Origin of the sequence: Eubacterium sp. CAG:161 (assembly GCF_000432355.1) — a bacterium.
Lineage (GTDB): Bacteria > Bacillota > Clostridia > Lachnospirales > Lachnospiraceae > Eubacterium_G > Eubacterium_G segne.
This window is the reverse complement of the sequence record NZ_HF991874.1, coordinates 129,364-150,067: the sequence shown is the minus strand read 5'-3', so window position 1 is coordinate 150,067 and position 20,704 is coordinate 129,364. Positions and strand designations below refer to the sequence as shown.

The 20,704-nt window shown below is 35.4% G+C and carries 14 protein-coding genes and 1 other annotated feature; of the genes, 1 reads left to right on the top strand and 13 read right to left on the bottom strand.

Annotated features, from left to right (window positions below):
* Positions 1-160: 160 nt before the first annotated feature.
* The 11 genes from Q5O30_RS10735 to Q5O30_RS10685 form a co-directional block, all read right to left on the bottom strand.
* On the bottom strand, positions 161-577 hold the full coding sequence (locus Q5O30_RS10735; protein ID WP_021953748.1) for a hypothetical protein: 417 nt from the start codon (positions 575-577) through the stop codon (positions 161-163).
* A gap of 116 nt (positions 578-693) precedes the next feature.
* Complete coding sequence (locus tag Q5O30_RS10730; RefSeq protein WP_021953747.1) at positions 694-1,287, bottom strand: AAA family ATPase; 594 nt, start codon at positions 1,285-1,287, stop codon at positions 694-696.
* A gap of 145 nt (positions 1,288-1,432) precedes the next feature.
* Positions 1,433-3,496: an RND family transporter gene (locus tag Q5O30_RS10725; RefSeq protein ID WP_021953746.1), complete on the bottom strand. Its 2,064-nt coding sequence runs from the start codon at positions 3,494-3,496 to the stop codon at positions 1,433-1,435.
* A gap of 15 nt (positions 3,497-3,511) precedes the next feature.
* Positions 3,512-5,572: a hypothetical protein gene (locus tag Q5O30_RS10720; protein WP_021953745.1), complete on the bottom strand. Its 2,061-nt coding sequence runs from the start codon at positions 5,570-5,572 to the stop codon at positions 3,512-3,514.
* Between the two features lie 129 nt (positions 5,573-5,701).
* Positions 5,702-6,280: a TetR/AcrR family transcriptional regulator C-terminal domain-containing protein gene (locus tag Q5O30_RS10715; RefSeq protein WP_021953744.1), complete on the bottom strand. Its 579-nt coding sequence runs from the start codon at positions 6,278-6,280 to the stop codon at positions 5,702-5,704.
* Positions 6,281-6,547: 267 nt separating this feature from the next.
* Positions 6,548-8,704, bottom strand: coding sequence for a DUF6273 domain-containing protein (locus Q5O30_RS10710; protein ID WP_021953743.1), 2,157 nt, complete (start codon positions 8,702-8,704; stop codon positions 6,548-6,550).
* A 133-nt stretch (positions 8,705-8,837) separates the two neighbouring features.
* The gene (locus Q5O30_RS10705; protein ID WP_021953742.1) at positions 8,838-9,488 is read right to left on the bottom strand and encodes an HAD family hydrolase; all 651 of its coding nucleotides are present in this window, start codon (positions 9,486-9,488) and stop codon (positions 8,838-8,840) included.
* Between the two features lie 186 nt (positions 9,489-9,674).
* Complete coding sequence (gene aspS / locus Q5O30_RS10700; protein ID WP_021953740.1) at positions 9,675-11,432, bottom strand: aspartate--tRNA ligase; 1,758 nt, start codon at positions 11,430-11,432, stop codon at positions 9,675-9,677.
* An 88-nt stretch (positions 11,433-11,520) separates the two neighbouring features.
* Positions 11,521-11,764, bottom strand: a binding site (T-box leader).
* A 191-nt stretch (positions 11,765-11,955) separates the two neighbouring features.
* Positions 11,956-13,335 carry an aminopeptidase gene (locus Q5O30_RS10695; protein WP_021953739.1) on the bottom strand — a complete coding sequence of 460 codons (1,380 nt, stop codon included), beginning with the start codon at positions 13,333-13,335 and terminating at the stop codon, positions 11,956-11,958.
* A gap of 29 nt (positions 13,336-13,364) precedes the next feature.
* Positions 13,365-15,710: a ferrous iron transport protein B gene (gene feoB / locus Q5O30_RS10690; RefSeq protein WP_021953738.1), complete on the bottom strand. Its 2,346-nt coding sequence runs from the start codon at positions 15,708-15,710 to the stop codon at positions 13,365-13,367.
* A 119-nt stretch (positions 15,711-15,829) separates the two neighbouring features.
* Positions 15,830-16,072, bottom strand: a complete 243-nt coding sequence (locus Q5O30_RS10685; RefSeq protein ID WP_021953737.1) for a heavy-metal-associated domain-containing protein — start codon at positions 16,070-16,072, stop codon at positions 15,830-15,832.
* Between the two features lie 263 nt (positions 16,073-16,335).
* Here Q5O30_RS10685 and Q5O30_RS10680 point away from each other — a divergent pair, with 263 nt between their 5' ends.
* Positions 16,336-17,448, top strand: coding sequence for a fibronectin type III domain-containing protein (locus Q5O30_RS10680; RefSeq protein ID WP_302674703.1), 1,113 nt, complete (start codon positions 16,336-16,338; stop codon positions 17,446-17,448).
* Between the two features lie 1,518 nt (positions 17,449-18,966).
* On the opposite strand, the gene Q5O30_RS10675 is transcribed toward Q5O30_RS10680, so the two are convergent.
* Together Q5O30_RS10675 and Q5O30_RS10670 are read right to left on the bottom strand one after the other, a co-directional pair.
* On the bottom strand, positions 18,967-20,091 hold the full coding sequence (locus Q5O30_RS10675; RefSeq protein WP_021953734.1) for an AI-2E family transporter: 1,125 nt from the start codon (positions 20,089-20,091) through the stop codon (positions 18,967-18,969).
* Positions 20,092-20,218: 127 nt separating this feature from the next.
* On the bottom strand, positions 20,219-20,704 hold a 486-nt coding region (locus Q5O30_RS10670), incomplete at its 5' end, for a hypothetical protein (RefSeq protein ID WP_302674702.1).

Below are 20,704 nucleotides of genomic sequence, written 5' to 3'. Positions count from 1 at the left end.
CGAACTATTTTTTTATCTTTTGTAATTATTGCACAAATAATCCCCTATTATTGTGAAAAAAGAAAACAATATTCATATATTTTGTACAAATAAACATTCGTTTCCCCCTTTTAAAATTTTGTTTTTTTAGTCAAAACTAATAAAAATTCTTTTATTACCTTTAGCTATATAACTGACCGTTATTTTCCTGTTCATTTCCTGCAAGCTTAATGTTACTGTCATCCATTTTCACCTTTGGAATAACTATAGGCGGAAGTCCTGCATTAACCATAATTGTAGTTATAAGAGTTCTTACATTAGGATATATTTCATCATATGCCTTTTTATGTATTTCCTTCTTATCCATTCCCGGCTCACAATCTAAGAATGCAGTAGCACTAATTTTAAAATTGAAATCCATTGGTGCTGTTTTTTCCATCATGTCAATAGTCAGATTTGCTGCGCAATGAAGATTATCATTAGTGTATTTAACATTAAATGATGCTCTCTGCTCAATATCTAACTTCACCTGTCCTTCCAATTTATTTGTAAGGTCAATTTCTTCTACCTTCATTCCTTTAAATATTAATTCACCCATTTTTAACCTCCTGTCCGATTCTTTCGTAGCATATTGTCTGCTAACTGTAACTATTACATTCTATCATAAAAAGAACTCCCTAAAAAGAGAGTTCTTTAACAAATTTATATTTTTTGCTATTTCTTAGTATCTACATACAGTTCGATCATCTTAGCGGCAGTGTCAAAGTCAACCTTTCCTGTATTTATGCATATGTCATATCCTCTTGAATCTCCCCACTTGTTCTCACAGTAGAAATTGTGATATACCTTACGCATCTTGTCAACTTTCTTCATTTTATTTTCTGCCTGCTTTGCATCTACATTTTCCCGCTCCATAACTCTTTTAATCTTGCTTTCCTTATCACCGGTAATAAATACCGTTACAAGGTTAGGATTATCTGCTAAAATTTCATCAGCACATCTTCCGACTACCACAAAAGATTCCTTTTCCTCATCAGCTTTTTTCTTTAAAAATCCAAACTGCTTAATGGCAATCTGCTGTTCAAGGGAAATGGTGCTTCCTGTAATAGGCATTGGCATAAAAGAAATGCTAATTGGCCGTTCATCAAATTTTTCCAGCATCTCTTTGCTAAAATGTCCATCCTTTGCAATTTCATCTAAGAGTTCTTTGTTATACAACGGTATGTTGTAATGCTCAGCCAATTTCTTTGCAATAACATGACCACCACTTCCGAATTCACGTCCTAAAGCTATAATTATCTGTTTCATAATGCCGTCCTCCTGTCTCAATTTTGTTACCTTTATTATACCACAAACTGCAATAAAATCACAGTAAAATCAGTGTGTATTTAACTTTAATTTTAAAAGAAAAAAGGATAGAATTACGAAAATCCTATCCTCTTTATATCTTATTTTAATCTAAAAATTTATAGCTTCCTTTAACGATTGCCTTATCAAATACAATGTACATTGCAGGTAATATGCAGATTACGCAAAGCATACTTACAATAGCACCTCTTGCCATAAGAAGACAAAGGGAACTAATCATATCTATACTTGAATATACACCTACACCAAATGTTGCTCCAAAGAATGTAAATGCACTTACCATAACTGATTTCATTGTAGCCTTAAGAGCATCGCCTGCTGCTGCCTTTTTATCTTTTCCACTAGATCTTTCCAGTTTGTATCTGTTAGTCATTAATATTGCATAGTCAACTGTAGCACCTAACTGAATGGTTCCAATAACAATAGATGCAATAAACGGCAACGTCGTATTAGTATAGAACGGTATACCCATATTAATGAATATAGCAAATTCAATAACTGCAACAAGTATTATAGGAAGTGAAATTGACTTAAATACTAAAGCAATGATTATGAAAATCAGGAAAATTGAAACAAAACTTACTGTTGCAAAGTCTTTGTTTGTTATTTTAATAAGGTCTCTTGTACAAGCTGCCTCACCTACTAACATTCCGTTTTTATCATATTTCTTTATAATTTTTTCAATTTCATTACACTGGTTGTTAGCTTCATCTGAACCTGTTTTGTATGCGGACATGAATATAAGCATCTCATGTTCATCGCTTTCTAACTCTTTTGTTAAATCCTTAGGAATAAATGATTCCGGAACAGAACCGTCTAAAACGCTTTCCTTTCCTAATGCCATTTGTACTCCATCAACCTTCTTAACTTCGTCAAGCATAGCTGATACATCTTTTGACTTTACATCTGAATCTAACAAAATAATGTTCGCAGAACCTAAATCATATTCCTTTGCAATCTTATTCTGGGCAACAACGCTCTCTAAAGAATCCGGAAGACTTAATGTTAAATCGTAGTATACCTTTGTGTTGGCCTGACCATAAATTGCAGGTACTAACAAAATAACAAATACTGCAATGAAAATTTTATAATGTTTTGCAATCCATCTAGGTACCTTATCAAAATCAGGTAAAAGATGTCTGTGTTTTGTCTTCTCAATTGCCTTGTGGAATACAAGGATAAATGCTGGAAGAATTGTTACACATGATATAACACCTAATACAACACCCTTTGCCATTACCACACCAAGGTCTAAACCTAAGGTGAAACTCATAAAGCAAAGTGCTATAAATCCTGCCACTGTTGTTATGGAACTACCTACAACTGAGGATATTGTAGCCCTAATGGCATCTGCCATGGCCTCATATTTATCACCATTTGTCTTTTCCATATGTTCCTCAAAGCTGTGCCATAGGAAAATGGAGTAGTCCATTGTAACACCTAACTGAAGTACCGCCGCTAATGCCTTTGTTATGTAGGATATTTCTCCCATAACAAAATTGCTTCCTAAGTTATAGACTATAGCCATACCAATACTCAAAAGGAAGAATACCGGTATCATAAATGAATCCATAAGTAATGATAAAAGAATGATAGATATTACAACTGCAACACAAACATAAATCGGTGTTTCCTGTTCAGCCAAATCCTTTGTATCTGTTACTATTGCAGAAATACCACTTATTAAGCATTGGTGCTTTGTAACCTTTCTGATTTCATTTATGGCTTTCATTGTTCCGTCACCGGAACTTGTATCATCAAATATTACCAGCATAATTGTTGATGTATCTTTGTTAAATGCATCATATACTTTGCTAGGAAGCATTGACTTTGGCATTCCCAAATCAACAAATGAATCATACCATAATACCTTACTTACATGGTCAACCTTTTCCATTTTTTCTTTAAGTACAGATACGTCACTGTCGCTCATTTTGTCAACCATAACAATTCCAAATGCACCGGAATTAAATTCATCCATCAGGATGTCCTGACCTGTCATTGTATCAATTCCATCAGGAAGATAATATAAAAGGTCGTAATTTACTCTTGTATTGAAGTAGCCGATTGCCGATGGTATCAGTAAAAGAACTGCAATAATCAATATGGCATATCTGGCTTTAACAACAAATTGTGAAAACTTCTTCATAAAATATCAGCTCCTTTACTTTTCAGATTTAATTTCTGCTGTTTTGAAGATAAACTTAACATCTCCACTCATGTCACTGTTAATTCCTGAGAATGAATTATACTTCTTTCCTGCGTTTAAAACATCTTCGATTTTGTTTACTGCATCCTTAGTATCTTCTCCGAATATTTCAGTAATCTTGCTGATTCCTTCTTTATTTAATTTAATTGTTCCATCCTTTAAGTCCTTAGTACCGTTTGCTAATGTAACAATACCATTATCAAGAGTCTTTGTTCCGGCTGCTAATGTTTTAGCACCATCACTAATCTGTGATGCACCTGAATTTACAGTTCCGATACCACTCTTAATCTGTGGGCTTGCAGCGCCAATCTTGCTCTTAAGTTCACCTGTTCCTGATTTAAGGTCAGCTGTTCCTTTGGCTAAAGTTGCTGCTCCTGTGTTTAACTGCTTAATTCCTGAATATAACTTTGTAACTCCACTGCTAAGGGATGTTGTTCCTGCTTCAAGGGAATCCATTCCTGCAAGTAACTTCTGAATATCTGCTGCACTTGCACTGATTTGTGCTTCAAATGTACTCTTTACACTTTCAAGAGTCTGAACACTGTAATAAGCCTGAAGTAATGTATAATATGTGTTTACATCAAGACCTTTAGCTGTAAGAACTGTATTTAAATCCATGCCTTTAGTAACAGCTCCATTTATACCTTCAACAATCTGATTTAAAACCTTTTCACTGGAAATCAATCCGCCTGTTGCTGCATTTAACTTAGCAATTATTCCATCTATCTGTGTCTGAATAGATGATGGTGTTCCCTGTAATGTCTGCGCTAACTGCTTAACACCTGCATTTGCTTCTTTTGCACCTTTATTTAATGCCTTTGCTCCATTGTTAAGTCCCTGGGATTTCTTTGTATCCTCAAATGCTGCCTTGGCAGTTGCTAAACCTGATGATAAATCTTTTGCACCTTTGTTAAGTTTGCCTGCTCCATCATCAGCTGATGCAAGAGCTTCTAAAAGTGACTGATTAAATATTGAATACTTTCCTAATAACTCTTTTGTTCCATCTGATAATGTTGAAGTATATTTTGCAATATCAGAAGCACCGCTGTTGATTTTTGATGAACCGCTCTTTAATTCATTAGCACCATTATTAAGCTTTGTGGCACCATTTACCAATTCATCAGTTCCATCCTTTAATTCATCCATTTTTTCCTCTATATCAGAGAAATCAAATGTATCCTTTAAATCAATGTCACCTAATTCCGATGTTGCAACTGTAAGTGCCATATCCATTGAAAAATCCTTAACATCAGCTGTAATAGTAACACTTTCAGGAATATCAATGTCACTAATGTAATCCTTTGCCTTGTCAATTGTATCAAGGAGATGATCCTTAAATCCCGGAGCTGCATATCCTACAACGATTTTGTTATCATCGTAATCTACTACTTTTCCGTTATCTACTGTTACATTTGAGAAGTTATCATCTAAAATCATTCCTGTTAATGTAATAAATGGAACAAAGTTTCCTGCAACTTCTTTTGAATTGTTTGTGTAATCATAAACAATTTTTACCTTACCACTTTTTCCTGCTAAATCTTCAGGAGAAATTTCCTTATCATCAAGATAATATGAAACCTTAATATCAATTGGTGCTGACTTTGTTGTTGTTCCCTGATATGAAATGTCCTTGCCTTTGTTTTCCCATATCAGCTTACCATTATCTGTGGTAAATGCCTCATCACCACTAATATTTGTTATATCTGTTAAATCTGAAACATCACTTATGTTATCTTTTCCTTTTACCTTAAGAACATCACTTACTGTTGTTTTGGTAACTGTTCCGTCAGCATTCATTTCAACATATACTGTTTCTTTCTTATCAGTGTCCTTTGCATCTCCTAGCTTGCCTGTAAGCAACGCCTCAACATTTGCCTCATTGTTTGTTTCCTTTGCAGTGCCTAATGTTTTGTCAGTGTTATCTGTAGTCTTTGTTGTTCCACAACCACTAAAGCCACATACAACCATTGACGCTACTAATGTTAAACTAATTCCTTTTTGAATGTAATTCTTCATAACAAACTTCACTCCTTTATAAAAAATCTAAAATAAAGTATACAGTTATGTATCTTTTAATCATTAGACAGTTTCATAACTGTATTTATTTTTTGTACTAACTTATAATTTTGCATATACGCCGTCTGCTTATTTATCTGTTTCATTTTTGTGATACAAATATAATTCGTGCCCTATCTTTTCTGAGCTAAAGGAAATATCCTGGAGTAGCTGTGCTAACTCTTCTTCTCCTTCTTTCATTCCTTTAAGTGCCCAGTCAACTATAATTCCCGTAAGACCGTATGCAAAAAATCTTGCGTAAATGTCACGCATCTTTTTATCAAGATGAGTATAAAGGTTTAAATCTTTTATCGCCTTATTAAATAACTCAATAAATATTCTTTCAAGATATACCGAAAAGAAATCATTGTTAGACTTTATGGTATTCATGAAAAACTGCTTTTTCTGTTTCATATAAACCAAAAGCTCTAATATCTTCTCTCCCCAGTTATCAAAAGTAAGATCCTTTGTCAGGGGAATTACCAGTTCCTGATTGTAAATCCAGGCAAGTAACTCATACTTGTCATTAAAATGGTAATAAAAAGTCTGTCTGTTTACACCACAATGTTCCGTAATGTCAGCAACCGTTATCTTATCAAGTATTCTGGTTGAACCTAGTTCTTTAAGGCTTTCAGCCAGTGCCTTTTTGGTAATGTTTGAATTGGCCATGTGACTTCCTCCTTCTATAAATTTATTACATATATTTATTTTTTATACTTGTGTACAATTTCTTGCTAGATGTATAATAACACCCTTTTACACATTTGTCTAGTTTTTTTATTACATTTGTCTGATTTTTTATATTATGACTGTTTTTTAGTCGTGAGTTTGTATTATAAAAACATCTAAACATAAAACTTTATTTGGACATTAAAAGAGACCGTCGAACTGATATGTACCAATTCAACGGTCCCCCGTAATTATATTATTATGTTGTTATTTAACAACTATATTGCTCCAGTTGTAATCTACTTCTTTATATGAAGGATCAACTACCTTAAGAATATTATTATATAAGTAATCATGTGCAGCGCTTGTATTCATCTTCTTTGACTGATACAGTTGATCACAAATCTTATATACTGAGTAAGTATGTGCCTTACTATATACATAGCTTCCATCACTAAGAACCGCGTATGCTCTTACCTTATATTCTGTTGTAAACTCTCTGGTAGTGTTTGTACTAAACAATGTAGTTCTTACAAAATATGTTGCTGTTGTTGAATTTCCAAGAACTGTATTACTTGTTCCTGCCGGTGTAGAATCTAATGAAACTACATATTTGTTAGTTGAACCAACATACATATCTGCATCTGTTACTCCCAAAGAATTTCCATCTATTGTATCTACCGCATAAACAAATCCCCACTTAGTAACATTCTTTCCATCTATTGTAGGTTCTACAGAACCAACAACTCTACTTCCTCCAAGAGTCGTACTTACCTGATATCCTTCAATATTAACATCATCACTGATTGTAATAGTCTTAGGATCAGCTGTAGTAGGTTCCTCTGTCGGTGCCTGTGTAGGTGCCTCTGTTGGTGCCTCTATTGTTGGGGCTACTGTAGTAGGTGCAACCGTTGTGTTTTCTTCCATTTTCGTTGTCTGCTCTTCTGCTTTTGGATATACGATATTTCCATCTTCATCTTTTACAACTACATTAGAAAAATCAAGAACAACTGAAGTTCCGACTAATCCGGCTCCTACCATAAATTCAATTGTTCCATCTCCATCTGCCATAAGTTCTGTGGAAAGAGTTGTTGTGCCAATCACTAATTTTCTTGGCTCACTTTCATTCAGATCGTTTGTAATTTTATAAGAACCGTCTTCTGATGGTGAATACATATCGATTGATATTGTATATATTTTACCCGGCACCAATCCGGTTACTGTTTTCTTGAGCTGCAATCCCCAGGCACTTCCCCAGTTACTTGTCAGCTGTTGCATCTGAACATGATCCGGATCCTCAGGGTCTGCCCCCAGCTGTACCGTAGACCCATTCCACGGACCGCAATAATATGTATATCCACCAATTTCAAACCAAAGATTTGCATCTGCCTGTCCCGGTGTAAGAGGAAGATTTTCCGGTGTTGTCGATTCCTTTGTTGTTTCTATATTTGGTGTTGTGGTTGCTTCAGGAGATGTCTCGATTCCTTCCTGTGTTGTTGTTTCATTTGGCGTTGTTACTTCCTGTGTTGTCGGAACATCTGATTCTGTTCCATCACTACTTACCTTTCCTGCATAGGAATAAACATCAGTATTTTGTGTATTTAAATGCAGTACCGGACGTACTGTCATAAATGTATCATTTACTGATGAACCATTCGGATAAACAAAACCGGACTGAAATACATATGCCGCACATTTTCCCTTATAAGTGTTGACATCACGATATTTATCATCTCCCATTGTTCTAAGCCACCACCCCGGCATCAGCCACGGATATGTTTCCCAATCCAATTTGGCATTTGCATATGGAGTAACAACAAGCGCTCTTGTAGGGTCTACATTATACTCTCCTGAAAAGCCATATTCCGTATTTAACGCTTCCTTATATGCCAAACAATAAACCTGATCGTATGTATCATTGACCTTCGGTGAATCCAAAAACGGATCCTGAGCGTTTGATACTAATGTTGTATTAATTGCCTGCTGTTCTTCTGCTGTGAAAGCTGTATCCATAAAATTGTCATTTGAATAATCTATCCCATTTTTATTCATACTGCTTTTATAACCATTAAGCCAGCTCCTAAGAGTACATGTCTCCCAATCAACACCATCCCCTGACTCATGCCATGGTTTCACATCTAATCCTTTGTCTGCCAAAAGAAATGCATCATTCCCATCTACCTTGAGTACTCTCCATTTAAACGGTTCTTTGTATTTTCCTTCTACATCATTCTGATAATAGTTTCCAAAATAAACGCAGTCCCAAATGGTATTTCCTGTGGTATCCTTCGTCGGGTTAGATAATATATGTGTTTTCGCTCCATTATCATTTGCTCTTATCTGAACATTTTTATTCATTGGATAAATAATTGTGACTATCAGCATAACCACGAGCAAAATTGACAAAACTCTCCTTCTTTGCATTCTTTTTTCCCTCCTTAAATTTTCTCTCAATCAATCTACATAAAAATACACAAACCCACTCTTATGTAATAATGAATTTGTGTATATAATATCATATATCATATATCTTTTGAATAACTCTACAGGCTTTTTGTTATTTAATTATTTTAAGCAGGTCCTTTGGCTCATCTATTATAGCTATTGGTTTAAGACCTTCAAGAAGTTCTCTTTCCCTAAAGCCCCAGCTACATAACACACAATCCATACCTGCATTTTCTGCTGTTGCCCTGTCTACTTCTGAATCTCCCACGTAAACCGCTTCCTCTTTTTTACTTCCAAGAAGCTTTAATGCATGGAAAACACTGTCCGGTGCCGGCTTTTTCTTAATTCCTGCCGCCTCGTTTTCCCCTATGGCAACCTTTATATAATCCTTGAAATAAATTTCATTTAATTCATCAACTGCTCCATGAGCCTTATTTGACACAATTGCCATTTTTATGTTGCTTTCATGAAGTTCCTTTAAAAGTTCCATTATTCCATCATAGGCTCTGGTTTTTACCTGACAGTTCTTCTGATAATAATCCAGAAACTCCTGATAAACCTCTTCAAACCTTGGATTGTCCTCTCCATCAGGAATAGAACGTATAATCAGCTTTCTTATTCCATTTCCCACATGTTGTCTCACCAATTCAATATTATGAAGAGGGAAATCAAATTTCTTCTGAATATAAAGAACTGCATCTGTTAAATCTTCAAGAGTATTTAAAAGTGTTCCATCCAAATCAAAAACTACTGTTTTATACATATCTATCTCACCTTCACTTTTCTACATAATATCTGCCGGACTAATAAATCCGGCAGACAATATTTTATCAATCTTTATTACTGTGATTAATGACAATTGCAATTACTGCTACAATAATCGCTATTAATGCAATTGCTATTACTCCTAAAATAGGTGCAACCGCCATTTTAGACATAAATCTCCTCCTTATGCTCTAACCTTAATGTGAACCTCTCTAAGCTGCTGCTCTGTTACCTCTCCCGGTGCACCGCACATTAAATCCTGTGCATTTCCGTTCATAGGGAATGGAATAATTTCTCTAATATTTTCTTCTTCACGAAGTAACATAATCATACGGTCAACTCCCGGAGCCATACCTGCATGTGGTGGTGCACCAAACTGGAATGCATTGTACAAGGCTCCAAATTTCTCCTTAAGGTCATCTTCTGTATATCCTGCAATTTCAAATGCCTTAACCATAATCCTCATATCATGGTTTCTTACTGCACCACTTGATAATTCAACACCGTTACATACGATATCGTACTGATATGCCAAAATATCCTCCGGATTCTTTGTTTCTAATGCTTCAAGTCCACCCTGTGGCATAGAGAACGGATTATGTGTAAATATCATCTTTTTAGTTTCCGTATCATATTCATACATAGGGAAGTCGTTAATATAACAGAACTTGTATGACTTTTTATCAATTAAATCAAGTCTCTCACCAAGAGCTGTTCTAATCTGTCCTGCATAAAGTGAAGCATTCTTCTCATTATCAGCAATGAAGAAAATAGTATCTAATGCCTTTAATGATGCCATTTCCCTTATTTCTTCCTTCATATCTTCAGGAATAAACTTATCAATTGGTCCCTTATAGCTTCCATCTTCTAAAACTTCCAGGTAACCAAGACCACCCATTCCAATGCTCTGAGCAAACTTAAGTAATTTTTCGTGCTGTCCCTTTGACAACTTCTGGTTAATTACAATTGCTCTTACAGTCTTTCCGTGGAACGGTTTAAATGTACATCTCTGGAAGAAATCTGTTACGTCAATTATTTCTAACGGATTTCTAAGGTCCGGCTTATCTGTTCCGTATTTAAGCATTGATTCCTTATAGCTTATAATAGGGAACGGAGCCTGTGTAACCTCGTATCCTTCAGGTGCAAATTTATTAAATGTGTCAGCTAAAACTTCCTCGCCAACTCTAAATACATCTTCCTGTGTGGCAAAACTCATTTCAAAGTCTAACTGGTAAAATTCTCCCGGTGATCTGTCTGCTCTTGCATCTTCATCTCTAAAGCAAGGGGCAATCTGGAAATACTTATCAAATCCTGACACCATAAGTAACTGTTTATACTGCTGTGGTGCCTGTGGAAGTGCATAGAATTTTCCCTTAAACTTTCTTGATGGCACAATATAATCTCTTGCACCTTCCGGAGATGATGCACAAAGAATAGGTGTCTGGATTTCCAAAAATCCCATATCTACCATTTTCTGTCTAAGGTATGAAATAACCTTTGAACGGAAAATCATGTTATCCTTAACCTTTGGATTTCTTAAATCAAGGTAACGATATTTAAGTCTCACATCTTCACGGGTTTCCTTTGATGTAATAATTTCAAAAGGTAACTGCTTGTAAACCTTCCCTAAAACTTCAACCTTTTTTGCCTCTAATTCAATAGTTCCTGTAGGAATCTTAGGGTTATATGTTTCTTCATCTCTATGCTCAATAGGTCCCTCTACTGAAATACAGTCTTCCTTACTTAATCCCTCAAGTAATGATGTGTCACGCATAACTACCTGCATAACTCCATACATATCTCTTAAATCAATAAATGATACTCCACCGTGGTCACGAATGTTTTCAATCCAGCCTGCAATCTTTACATTTTGTCCAACATTAGCTTCTGACAATGAATCCATTGTTACATCACGATAAATGTTATTTGTGTTAATATCCATTACACTTCCTCCAATATTATAAATTACGGTATGGTTAAAATAATAGAATTTCCTATTAAATATAAAAAGAGCCCATCCTGAAAAATTAATCCAGGACGAACTCACTAATTACTTAATATGTCCGCGGTACCACCTGATTTACTGCTTATGCAGCCACTCATGGTCTTGCAACCCATCGATTATCGCTCGACAACGGCTTCCCTACTGATTATTAAACGTTCAGGTTGCAGCTTAGGAGTGTTATTCACATTAATTCATTCTACAGGACTTCCACCAACACCTGCTCTCTGTTAGCGATAATTAAAGCTACTTCTCTCCGTCAACGCCATTAATCTTGATTATATAATAGTAAACACCAAGTGTCAAATACAAATTTGTGCGTTCCTACAAGCGTTGCACAGATACATAAAAAAGGTCTGCCGGGAGTTTGCTCACAGGCAGACCTTTTTGGTGTATCTGTATAGCGCGACAGCGCGGCATAAGCATTATGCACAGCATAATGCTTATGGCAACGCTTTTCTTTCTATTTCATTCTTAAAAATGCCTTATAGCACTTGAAAGCCTCATAAACATCAGCTTTGCTTGTAACCTCCCAAGGTGCATGCATGCTAAGCACCGGCACACCACAGTCAATTACTTCCATTCCGTATAATGACATAATGTATGCAATGGTTCCGCCACCGCCGGCATCAACCTTTCCTAACTCTGACATTTGGAAATAAACCTTATTGTCATCCATAACCTTTCTTATTTCTGCTAAGTATTCTGCGTTGGCATCATTAGAGCCTGACTTTCCTCTTGAGCCGGTAAATTTGTTAAACACAACACCTTTTCCAATATAAGATGTGCTTTGCTCTGAAAATACATCTGCATATAACGGATCATAAGCTGCGTTTACGTCAGATGAGAGCATTTTGCTGTTTTTAAGGCATCTCTTAAGAATTAATTCACTGTAGTTTCCGTTTAAATTAATTAATTCGGCTACCATGTTTTCAAAGAAACGTGACTGCATACCTGTTGCTCCTACGCTTCCGATTTCCTCTTTGTCAACTAAAAGACAACAGGATGTTCTTTCATTAACACTACTGTCAAGAATAGCTTCTAATGATGTATAAGCGCAAACTCTGTCATCCTGACCATATGACATAACCATGCTTCCGTCAAATCCCATTTCTCTTGCCGGTCCTGCCGGAACCACCTCCAGCTCTGCTGAGAAGAAATCTTCCTCATCCATTCCGTACTTATCTTTTAATATTTTCAAAACTCCTGCCTTTACGCTTTTCTTTTCATTTTCGCTTACAGGAATACTTCCTACTAAAATATCTAAATTTTCTCCTTCAACTACAGTTGCGGCTTTTTTGTCCATTTGCTTAGATGCTAAATGAATCAGTAAGTCAGTAACACAAAATACCGGGTCAGTATCTTTTTCACCTATATTTACATTAACTGAGGTGCCATCCTTCTTCACTACAACACCGTGTATTGCAAGAGGAAGAGTAACCCACTGATATTTTTTAATTCCGCCATAGTAATGTGTATCAAAATATGCCATATCCTCTTTTTCATATAATGGATTCTGCTTAATGTCCATTCTTGGAGAATCAATGTGAGCACCTAAAATATTCATACCTTTTTCCAACGGCTGTCTTCCTATGTTAAATAATGCTACTGCCTTGTTCATATAAAGACCGTATATTTTATCACCTGCCTTAAGAGGCTTTCCTTCTTTTATTACATCCTCAATGGATTTGTATCCCTTTGCCTTTGCCATTTCCACTGACCTTGCAGCACATTCTCTTTCTGTCTTACACTGAGACAGAAAATCAATATATCTCTTGTTTAGTTTTTCAAGATTTTCAATGTCAACTCCATTATACTTTCCCCATACGCTGTCTCGTTTCATAAATTTATTGCCTCCTTACAAAAAGTCATTTATATTAATGTCAAAATCAATTTGGCACCAAACGCTACTATCCATGCTATACTGCATTGTAATAAAACTACTATCACTGCCCAATTTCTACCCAGTTCCCGCTTTACTGATGATATTGCTGCAACACAAGGTGTGTACAAAAGGGTAAATATCAAAAATACTATGGCACTTTTAGTAGTAAACATTGTGCTAAGAGCCTTTGTTCCCAGCAATACCGTAAGTGTGCTTACAACACTTTCCTTTGCGGTAAATCCCGTTATCAGGGCTGTAGATGCACGCCAGTCACCAAATCCCAATGGTTTAAATATAGGTGCTACAATTCCACCTATCATTGCCAGAATACTGTCTTCTGCATCCTTTACTATATTGAAATGTAAATCAAAGGTCTGTAAAAACCATATAACCAGTGACGCTAAAAAGATTATTGTAAAAGCTTTGGTTAAAAAGTCCTTTGCCTTGTCCCACATAAGTCTTAACACACTTTTAGCTCCCGGCATTCTGTAATTAGGTAGCTCCATAACAAAAGGAACCGGTTCTCCCTTAAACTTAGTGCGGTCAAGTATCAGGGCATATATAATTGCTACTATTATTCCCGTAAAATACAAACCTATCATAACCAACGCAGCCTTATCCGGGAAAAATGCTGCTGAGAAAAATGCATAAATAGGTATTTTTGCTGAGCAGCTCATAAAAGGCGTAAGCATTATGGTCATCTTTCTGTCACGCTCTGATGGTAATGTTCTTGTTGCCATAATGGCCGGCACTGAACATCCGAATCCTATAATCATAGGTACAAAGCTTCTACCGGAAAGGCCCAATTTTCTAAATATCTTGTCCATTACAAATGCAATTCTTGCCATGTATCCACTGTCTTCTAATAATGACAGGAAAAAGAACAATACAACTATTATGGGCAAAAAGCTAAGAACACTGCCTACCCCTACAAATATACCATCAATAATTAACGACCGGATTACTTCATTTACTTTAAAAGTAATCATTGCATTTTCGCACAGGCTGCTTAGGGCACTGATTCCCATATCCATAAGGTTTTGAAGATAAAGACCTATTACTCCAAAAGTCAGATAGAAAATCAGAGACATTATTACAATAAAAGAAGGAATCGCCGTATATTTTCCTGTAAGCAGCTTATCAATTTTACGACTTCTTGCTCTTTCCCTGCTTTCCTGTGGCCTTACCACTGCCGTTTTACATATTTTATCAATAAATGTAAAACGCATTTTTGCCAAAGCTGCTTCTCTGTCCATGCCGCTTTCCTTTTCCATCTGAAGAATAATATGTTCTATCATTTCTTTTTCATTTTCTTCAAGATGAAGTCTTGCTATAACATCCTCATCCCCTTCAATAAGCTTGCCTGCTGCAAATCTGATTGGGACTTTATTATTATGGGCATGATCATCTATTAAATGCATAATGGAATGTATACATCTGTGAATTGCTCCACCATCTTCTCCATTTGCATCGCAAAAATCCATTCTTCCGGGACGCTCACGATATACTGCCACATGCATAGCATGCTCAATAAGTTCGTCTACCCCTTCGTTTTTAGCTGCTGATATAGGCACCACGGGAATGCCTAGGGATTCCTCTAACATATTAACATCTACTGAGCCGCCGTTGGCTGTAACCTCATCCATCATGTTTAATGCCAAAACCATAGGAATGTCCAGTTCAATAAGCTGCATTGTAAGATAAAGATTTCTTTCAATATTCGTAGCATCTACAATATTTATAATACCTCTTGGTCTGTCATCTAAGAAAAACTGCCTTGATACAATTTCCTCGCTGGTATAAGGTGACATGGAATATATTCCCGGCAAATCCACCACCATGGTATTTTCCTGTTTTCTTATCTGACCGTCTTTCCGGTCAACCGTTACCCCTGGGAAATTTCCCACATGCTGATTTGAGCCAGTCAGCTGATTGAACAATGTTGTTTTGCCACAATTTTGATTTCCTGCCAATCCAAAAGTAATCAACTGTCCCTTTTCGATTTTTTCCCCTCTTTGCTTAACATGATATATACCCGACTCACCTATGTGGGGATGCTCCGTTGAATTATACTTTACATCACTGCTTTCCTTTTTCTTTTCCTTATTTTCCTGTAATTCAATATCTATACACTTAGCATCATCCTTTCTAAGTGTCAGTTCATATCCCCAAATCTTATATTCTATAGGATCTCCCATAGGTGCAGCTTTTATGTACTGAATGTCTGTGCCCTGTATGAGTCCCATATCAAGAAAGTGTCGTCTAAGCTGACCCTCACCGCCTACTTTTACTATCCTTCCTGTCTGTCCCTGTTTCAACTGAGAGAGTTTCAATTTTATGCCTCCAATATATAATACGTATATTTTCTTCCATATTACCACATTGTTGCATTATTGCAACAACTCTCTTGACAAATCATTCAGGTTTTATGAACAGTGTTTTTTTAATTGTTTTAAAAGAAAAATTTCTTTTTATATGGTTCACTGGTCATGGAAATATATGTATATCCTGTATCATCTATCACTTTTTTTATTTCTTCTTCATTTAATTCATTCTCGCTAACCACAACCGCTTCTTTTTTCTTGTGGGAAGATGTAATTTTCTTTGCCTTTATTACTTTTCTTAAGGCATCATTTACATGTGCCTCGCACATTCCACATGCCATTCCATCTATTTTTATAGTTGTTTTAATCATGTTTATTACACTCCTTTTCTCATTCTTAGTTAGTTGATTCTAACCTTTTTTATCTTATCACACTGTTTTATTATTTCAATATTATTGCACAAAGCTTTTTCGTAATTTTTATGTAATTTTTTCGTAACATTTTCTTGAACAGGTTACCATAAAATGGTATGATATTATACGTGGGTTAAAGGTCAGATTATAATAAATTGAATATATTATTGGGACTTTTCCTGCTTAAGCACTAAGAATCGAGGAAAAAATATTTGAAACATTTGAAACAATTACTATTTATTATGGTATTGTCCATAAATATTTTAGCTATATCTTCATTGATATATGCAGATGACGGAACCAACAATTTAGGGAGTGAGGACACACCACCACCGGAAACAACTACCTTGTCAGTAGACGTAACGGAGGAAGAAACTACCACAGAGGTTGTCCCGGTTGTTCCTAAAACATATATAACTTCCATTGTAGAATTAAACAAAGGTGTCAAGATATCCTGGAAGAAGCGAAAGGATGTTACCGGATACAAGATTTACAGAAGTGTTAAACCAAACAATGGTTTTAAGCGAATCAAAACCATTAAAAAAAGCACCACCGGTACCTTTAAGGATTTAAAAGCAAAGGCCGGCACAGTTTACTACTACAAAATTAAATGTTATAAGGACAAACTTTTATCAGATAGTTCTAATGCAGTGGTATTTAAAACTTCCGATTCGGATTTAAAGCTTGATTTTCATAAGAATCTGGGAAAATTCGTTAAGAAGTATGTACATAAAAAATATCCATGTAATGTTTTAGTTAACAAGTATGTAGAATCATGTAAGACTTTAGCTCCGGGAAAAAAAGCAACCCGTTCGGGACAGTTTACAAGTATAAAGGTAAACAAATCTCCCGTTGCCAATGACTGGAAAAGCGGAAACGTAAAAATAACTTATAAAGTTTCAAGAAAGAAATATACTTATTACTTAAAAGGAAATATAAGAAAAACAACTTACCCGTTGTTTAAAACATCACTTAAATTAAATGATGTTGACACCGAATCTAATATGGAGCATTTAATACCGGGAGACATTATAGCCTATACCTCTTCTAGTGGACGTGCCCATCACGTAGCCATATATATTGGCAAGTTTGATACTAAGCAGGATTTAGTTAATTATCTTAATTCTGATGCCGTAGGACTTAACTGTACAGGAAATGAAAGCTGGATAAAGTCATGGAACGGCAGTTGCAAGCACTGGGTTATCCAAGGCGGCATGGGTAATAACAACGATGTTTATATATGTAACAATGCTAATGTAACAACAACAAACCGTTTTTCAAGTCATTTTTGTTCACTTAGAAAAAGATTAACGTTGTTCTCACCATTACAGTAATTAATAAACAATTTAATACAAATAAAGAAGGCAGATGGTTATTAGCCATCTGCCCCTTTTTAATTATATTAAAATTACCCTTTTTGGAAATTTTAAGTTTTTTCCTATTTAACTTTTACTTTTTTAATAGCTGACCAAACGCTATATGCTTTCTTGCCATTTACTGTCTTGTAATATCTTGCTCTGACATATATTGTCTTTTTAGCTTTAAATTTCTTTTTATTCTTAATAGTTACAACATTCTTTTTAGCCTTAACAGTTTTCTTTCCTGAATATGACTTAGAACTCTTGCTGTATGATGTGAAATACTGTACTTCGTATCCCTTAGCACCTTTAGCCTTCTTAAGAGAAACCTTCATAGTTCCTTTTTTAGCCTTTGCTGTAGCCTTTGATACCTTTGTAGCTTTAGGAACATCACTTCCTGCTACTACCTTGAAATCCTGAACATCAATTGTTCCACTCATATCATTTTCATTTGGATATTCCATTGTAAATGAACCAAATGCAAACTTAAATCCCATTGTGCTCTGCTTGTATGCTAAGCTGTCACCAGGAATTGTTACGTTAGCTGTTACAGTAACATAATCTTTATTTCTGCTGTCTAATGCGATGAATGTGTAATCACCCTTCTTGCTGTAAACAGATTTTCCATTGTATGTAGCTTTAACATTCTGTAATGTAAGAGCCGGATCGCCGTCTTTTTCATTATTTCTGTATGCTTTGAAATGAACATGCTTAACATAATTCATAACACCTGTTCCAACAACTGTTCCAACGTGGCTTACCGGATTTCCTGTAGCCTTATCCACTGTCTTACCATTTTTCTTTACAACAGAAGTAGTGTAATGAACTATTGTCTTACCCTTCTTGTCCTTTGTTTCATAGTAATATTTTCCCGGAACGTTCTGTGTCTTTTTAATTTCATTTTCAAGTGTGCTTTTGATTTTAAATGAAATTGTGTAAGTACGTCCTTTTTCAATATTAACTATCTTTGTTGCTGTAACGCCCCAAGGATTGCTCATCTTTGCTTCCCAAACAACATTTCCCAAGTCATCGACTTTCTTGCTTGGTCCCCACTGAGCACTTGAACCTGTGCTTACAATATCCATAAGGAAACTTTTAGGTGTCTTTGTCTTCATAGAAGCATTTTCTGTGTAGCTTTTGAATACATTTTCCTTATTGTCATATTTCTGACCATCTTTTATTAAAGCATTTTTCCATTCATTCTTATCTTCACCTGTCTGAACTGAGAATGATTGCCATGCTTTAGAGGCAGAGATGTCTGTACCTTTTTTTACGGCAGCANNAGAGATGTCTGTCCCTTTTTTTACGGCAGCAGGTACTGAAGCCGCCATGCCTACTACTAATGTCATTGACAAAAATACAGCAGACATTTTCTGGAATATACTCTTTCTCATTCTATTCTCCTCCTTTAAAATTCCATACCATAAGAATACCATTTTTGTCATTTCTTTTCAATATTAATATACGCTACAAGTAAAAAAACACATACATTTTTTAACTTTTTACACCCATCTTTTTTTCTCTTTTTTCTATGCTCTCTGCTATCAGCTTATAAAAACCTGCGAATATAGGTACTCCGATTAACATTCCGATTATTCCAAACAAACTTCCTCCAAGAGTTACTGCCGCTAACACCCATATTCCCGGAAGCCCTAGTGAATTTCCCATGATTTTAGGATATATTACATTGCCTTCTATCATTTGAACTACTACTATTAATACCACAAACAATAGTGCCTTCATTGGTGACTGGGTAAGTATCATTAATGCTCCGATAATTGCACCTACATAAGCACCTACTACAGGAATTAACGCAGTAAATCCCACTAATGTTCCAATCATAACTGCATAAGGCAAATGACATATAAGCATAATAACAATACACATTACACCTAAAACCACCGCATCTATTAATTTTCCAACTATGTATCCATGAAAACATTGGTCAAACACATTAAGCCAATGCATAATTTTATTATACATTTTTTCTTTAAAGACTACATAGGTTATTCTTTTAAACTGACTTGCCATTCTTTCCTTTCCCATAAGAAAATAGAAAGTAAAAATAAGTCCAAGGGCCACTGTCACTACTATAGAAATAACTGAAGATGCCACTTCCGCCACGGTATTTACCGCACCTCCTACTCCAGAAAACAGAAATCCACCTATTTTTTCAGCGTAAGTATCCCATTTCATGGTTCGTAATTTTTCCAATGACTTAGGAGATACCACCATTTGTACATATTCATTTTTAGAAACATAGGTTGCCAAATCCGGCAGTGCATTTAAGAAAGTTTCTATACAATTTACAAGTTCAGGAATTATCATATAGATTAATAACACAATCACACCTAAAACCATTAAAATTGCCCCTGTCATACATACAGGTCTTCTTGATTTAATAACGATTGCTTTTTTGCTGTTGGGGAAATATCTTTTTTCAAATGAACACATAAATATATTAACAATATAAGCAAAGGAACATCCAATGAGAATAGGTGTTATTCCGCTAAAGAACACTCCTATGGTGTTTCCCACCACGCTCCAGTAATTTATACATAAAAATAATATAAATACACTTACCCCTACTTTAAAGCACTGTTTCCATTCTATTTTCATAAAATCTCCTTTTCTTCATCAAACATGCTGCAATTTCATTAGAATTATTCTATCAATTTTTTTCAAAAATTAAAATCCCCTAAAACAGCTATTTGTTTAAATATCCGTTTTAGGAGAATTTTGTTATTTAATCCATAGTGTATATTTTTGTCTCAGTATAAAAATCCGTATAGGTGTCAGAATTGTAAAATCCTCTGTGCCACAAAAATGCTTTTTGGTTTACATCCACAATAGGACGGGCATTTCTTATTTGAATGGTTCCGATTTCTTCTGAATAAACCGACTCCTTCAATGTTACCTGTCCCTGAGAATAATCGTAAAGTTCTATATTATCATAATCATTTTCTTCCCTGGCAACTACAATTCTGTCAGTTCCCATAAAGGATGCTCCCAGCTGATACTTAGGGTTCCAAAGTGGATTTCCACCGTTACATATTTCAATAGTTTTATCTGTGTCATAAAGATTATACACACAATTTTTGTCTGTCCTGTCAGTTGAAAATGTTGCATATAAAATCAGTGGATTTTCCGGTGCTGTTATTGCCACATCCAACATACGCTGGGTAATATTTGCCGGTTTCTTTATCAGCACATTAAATTCTTTCCGTGATAT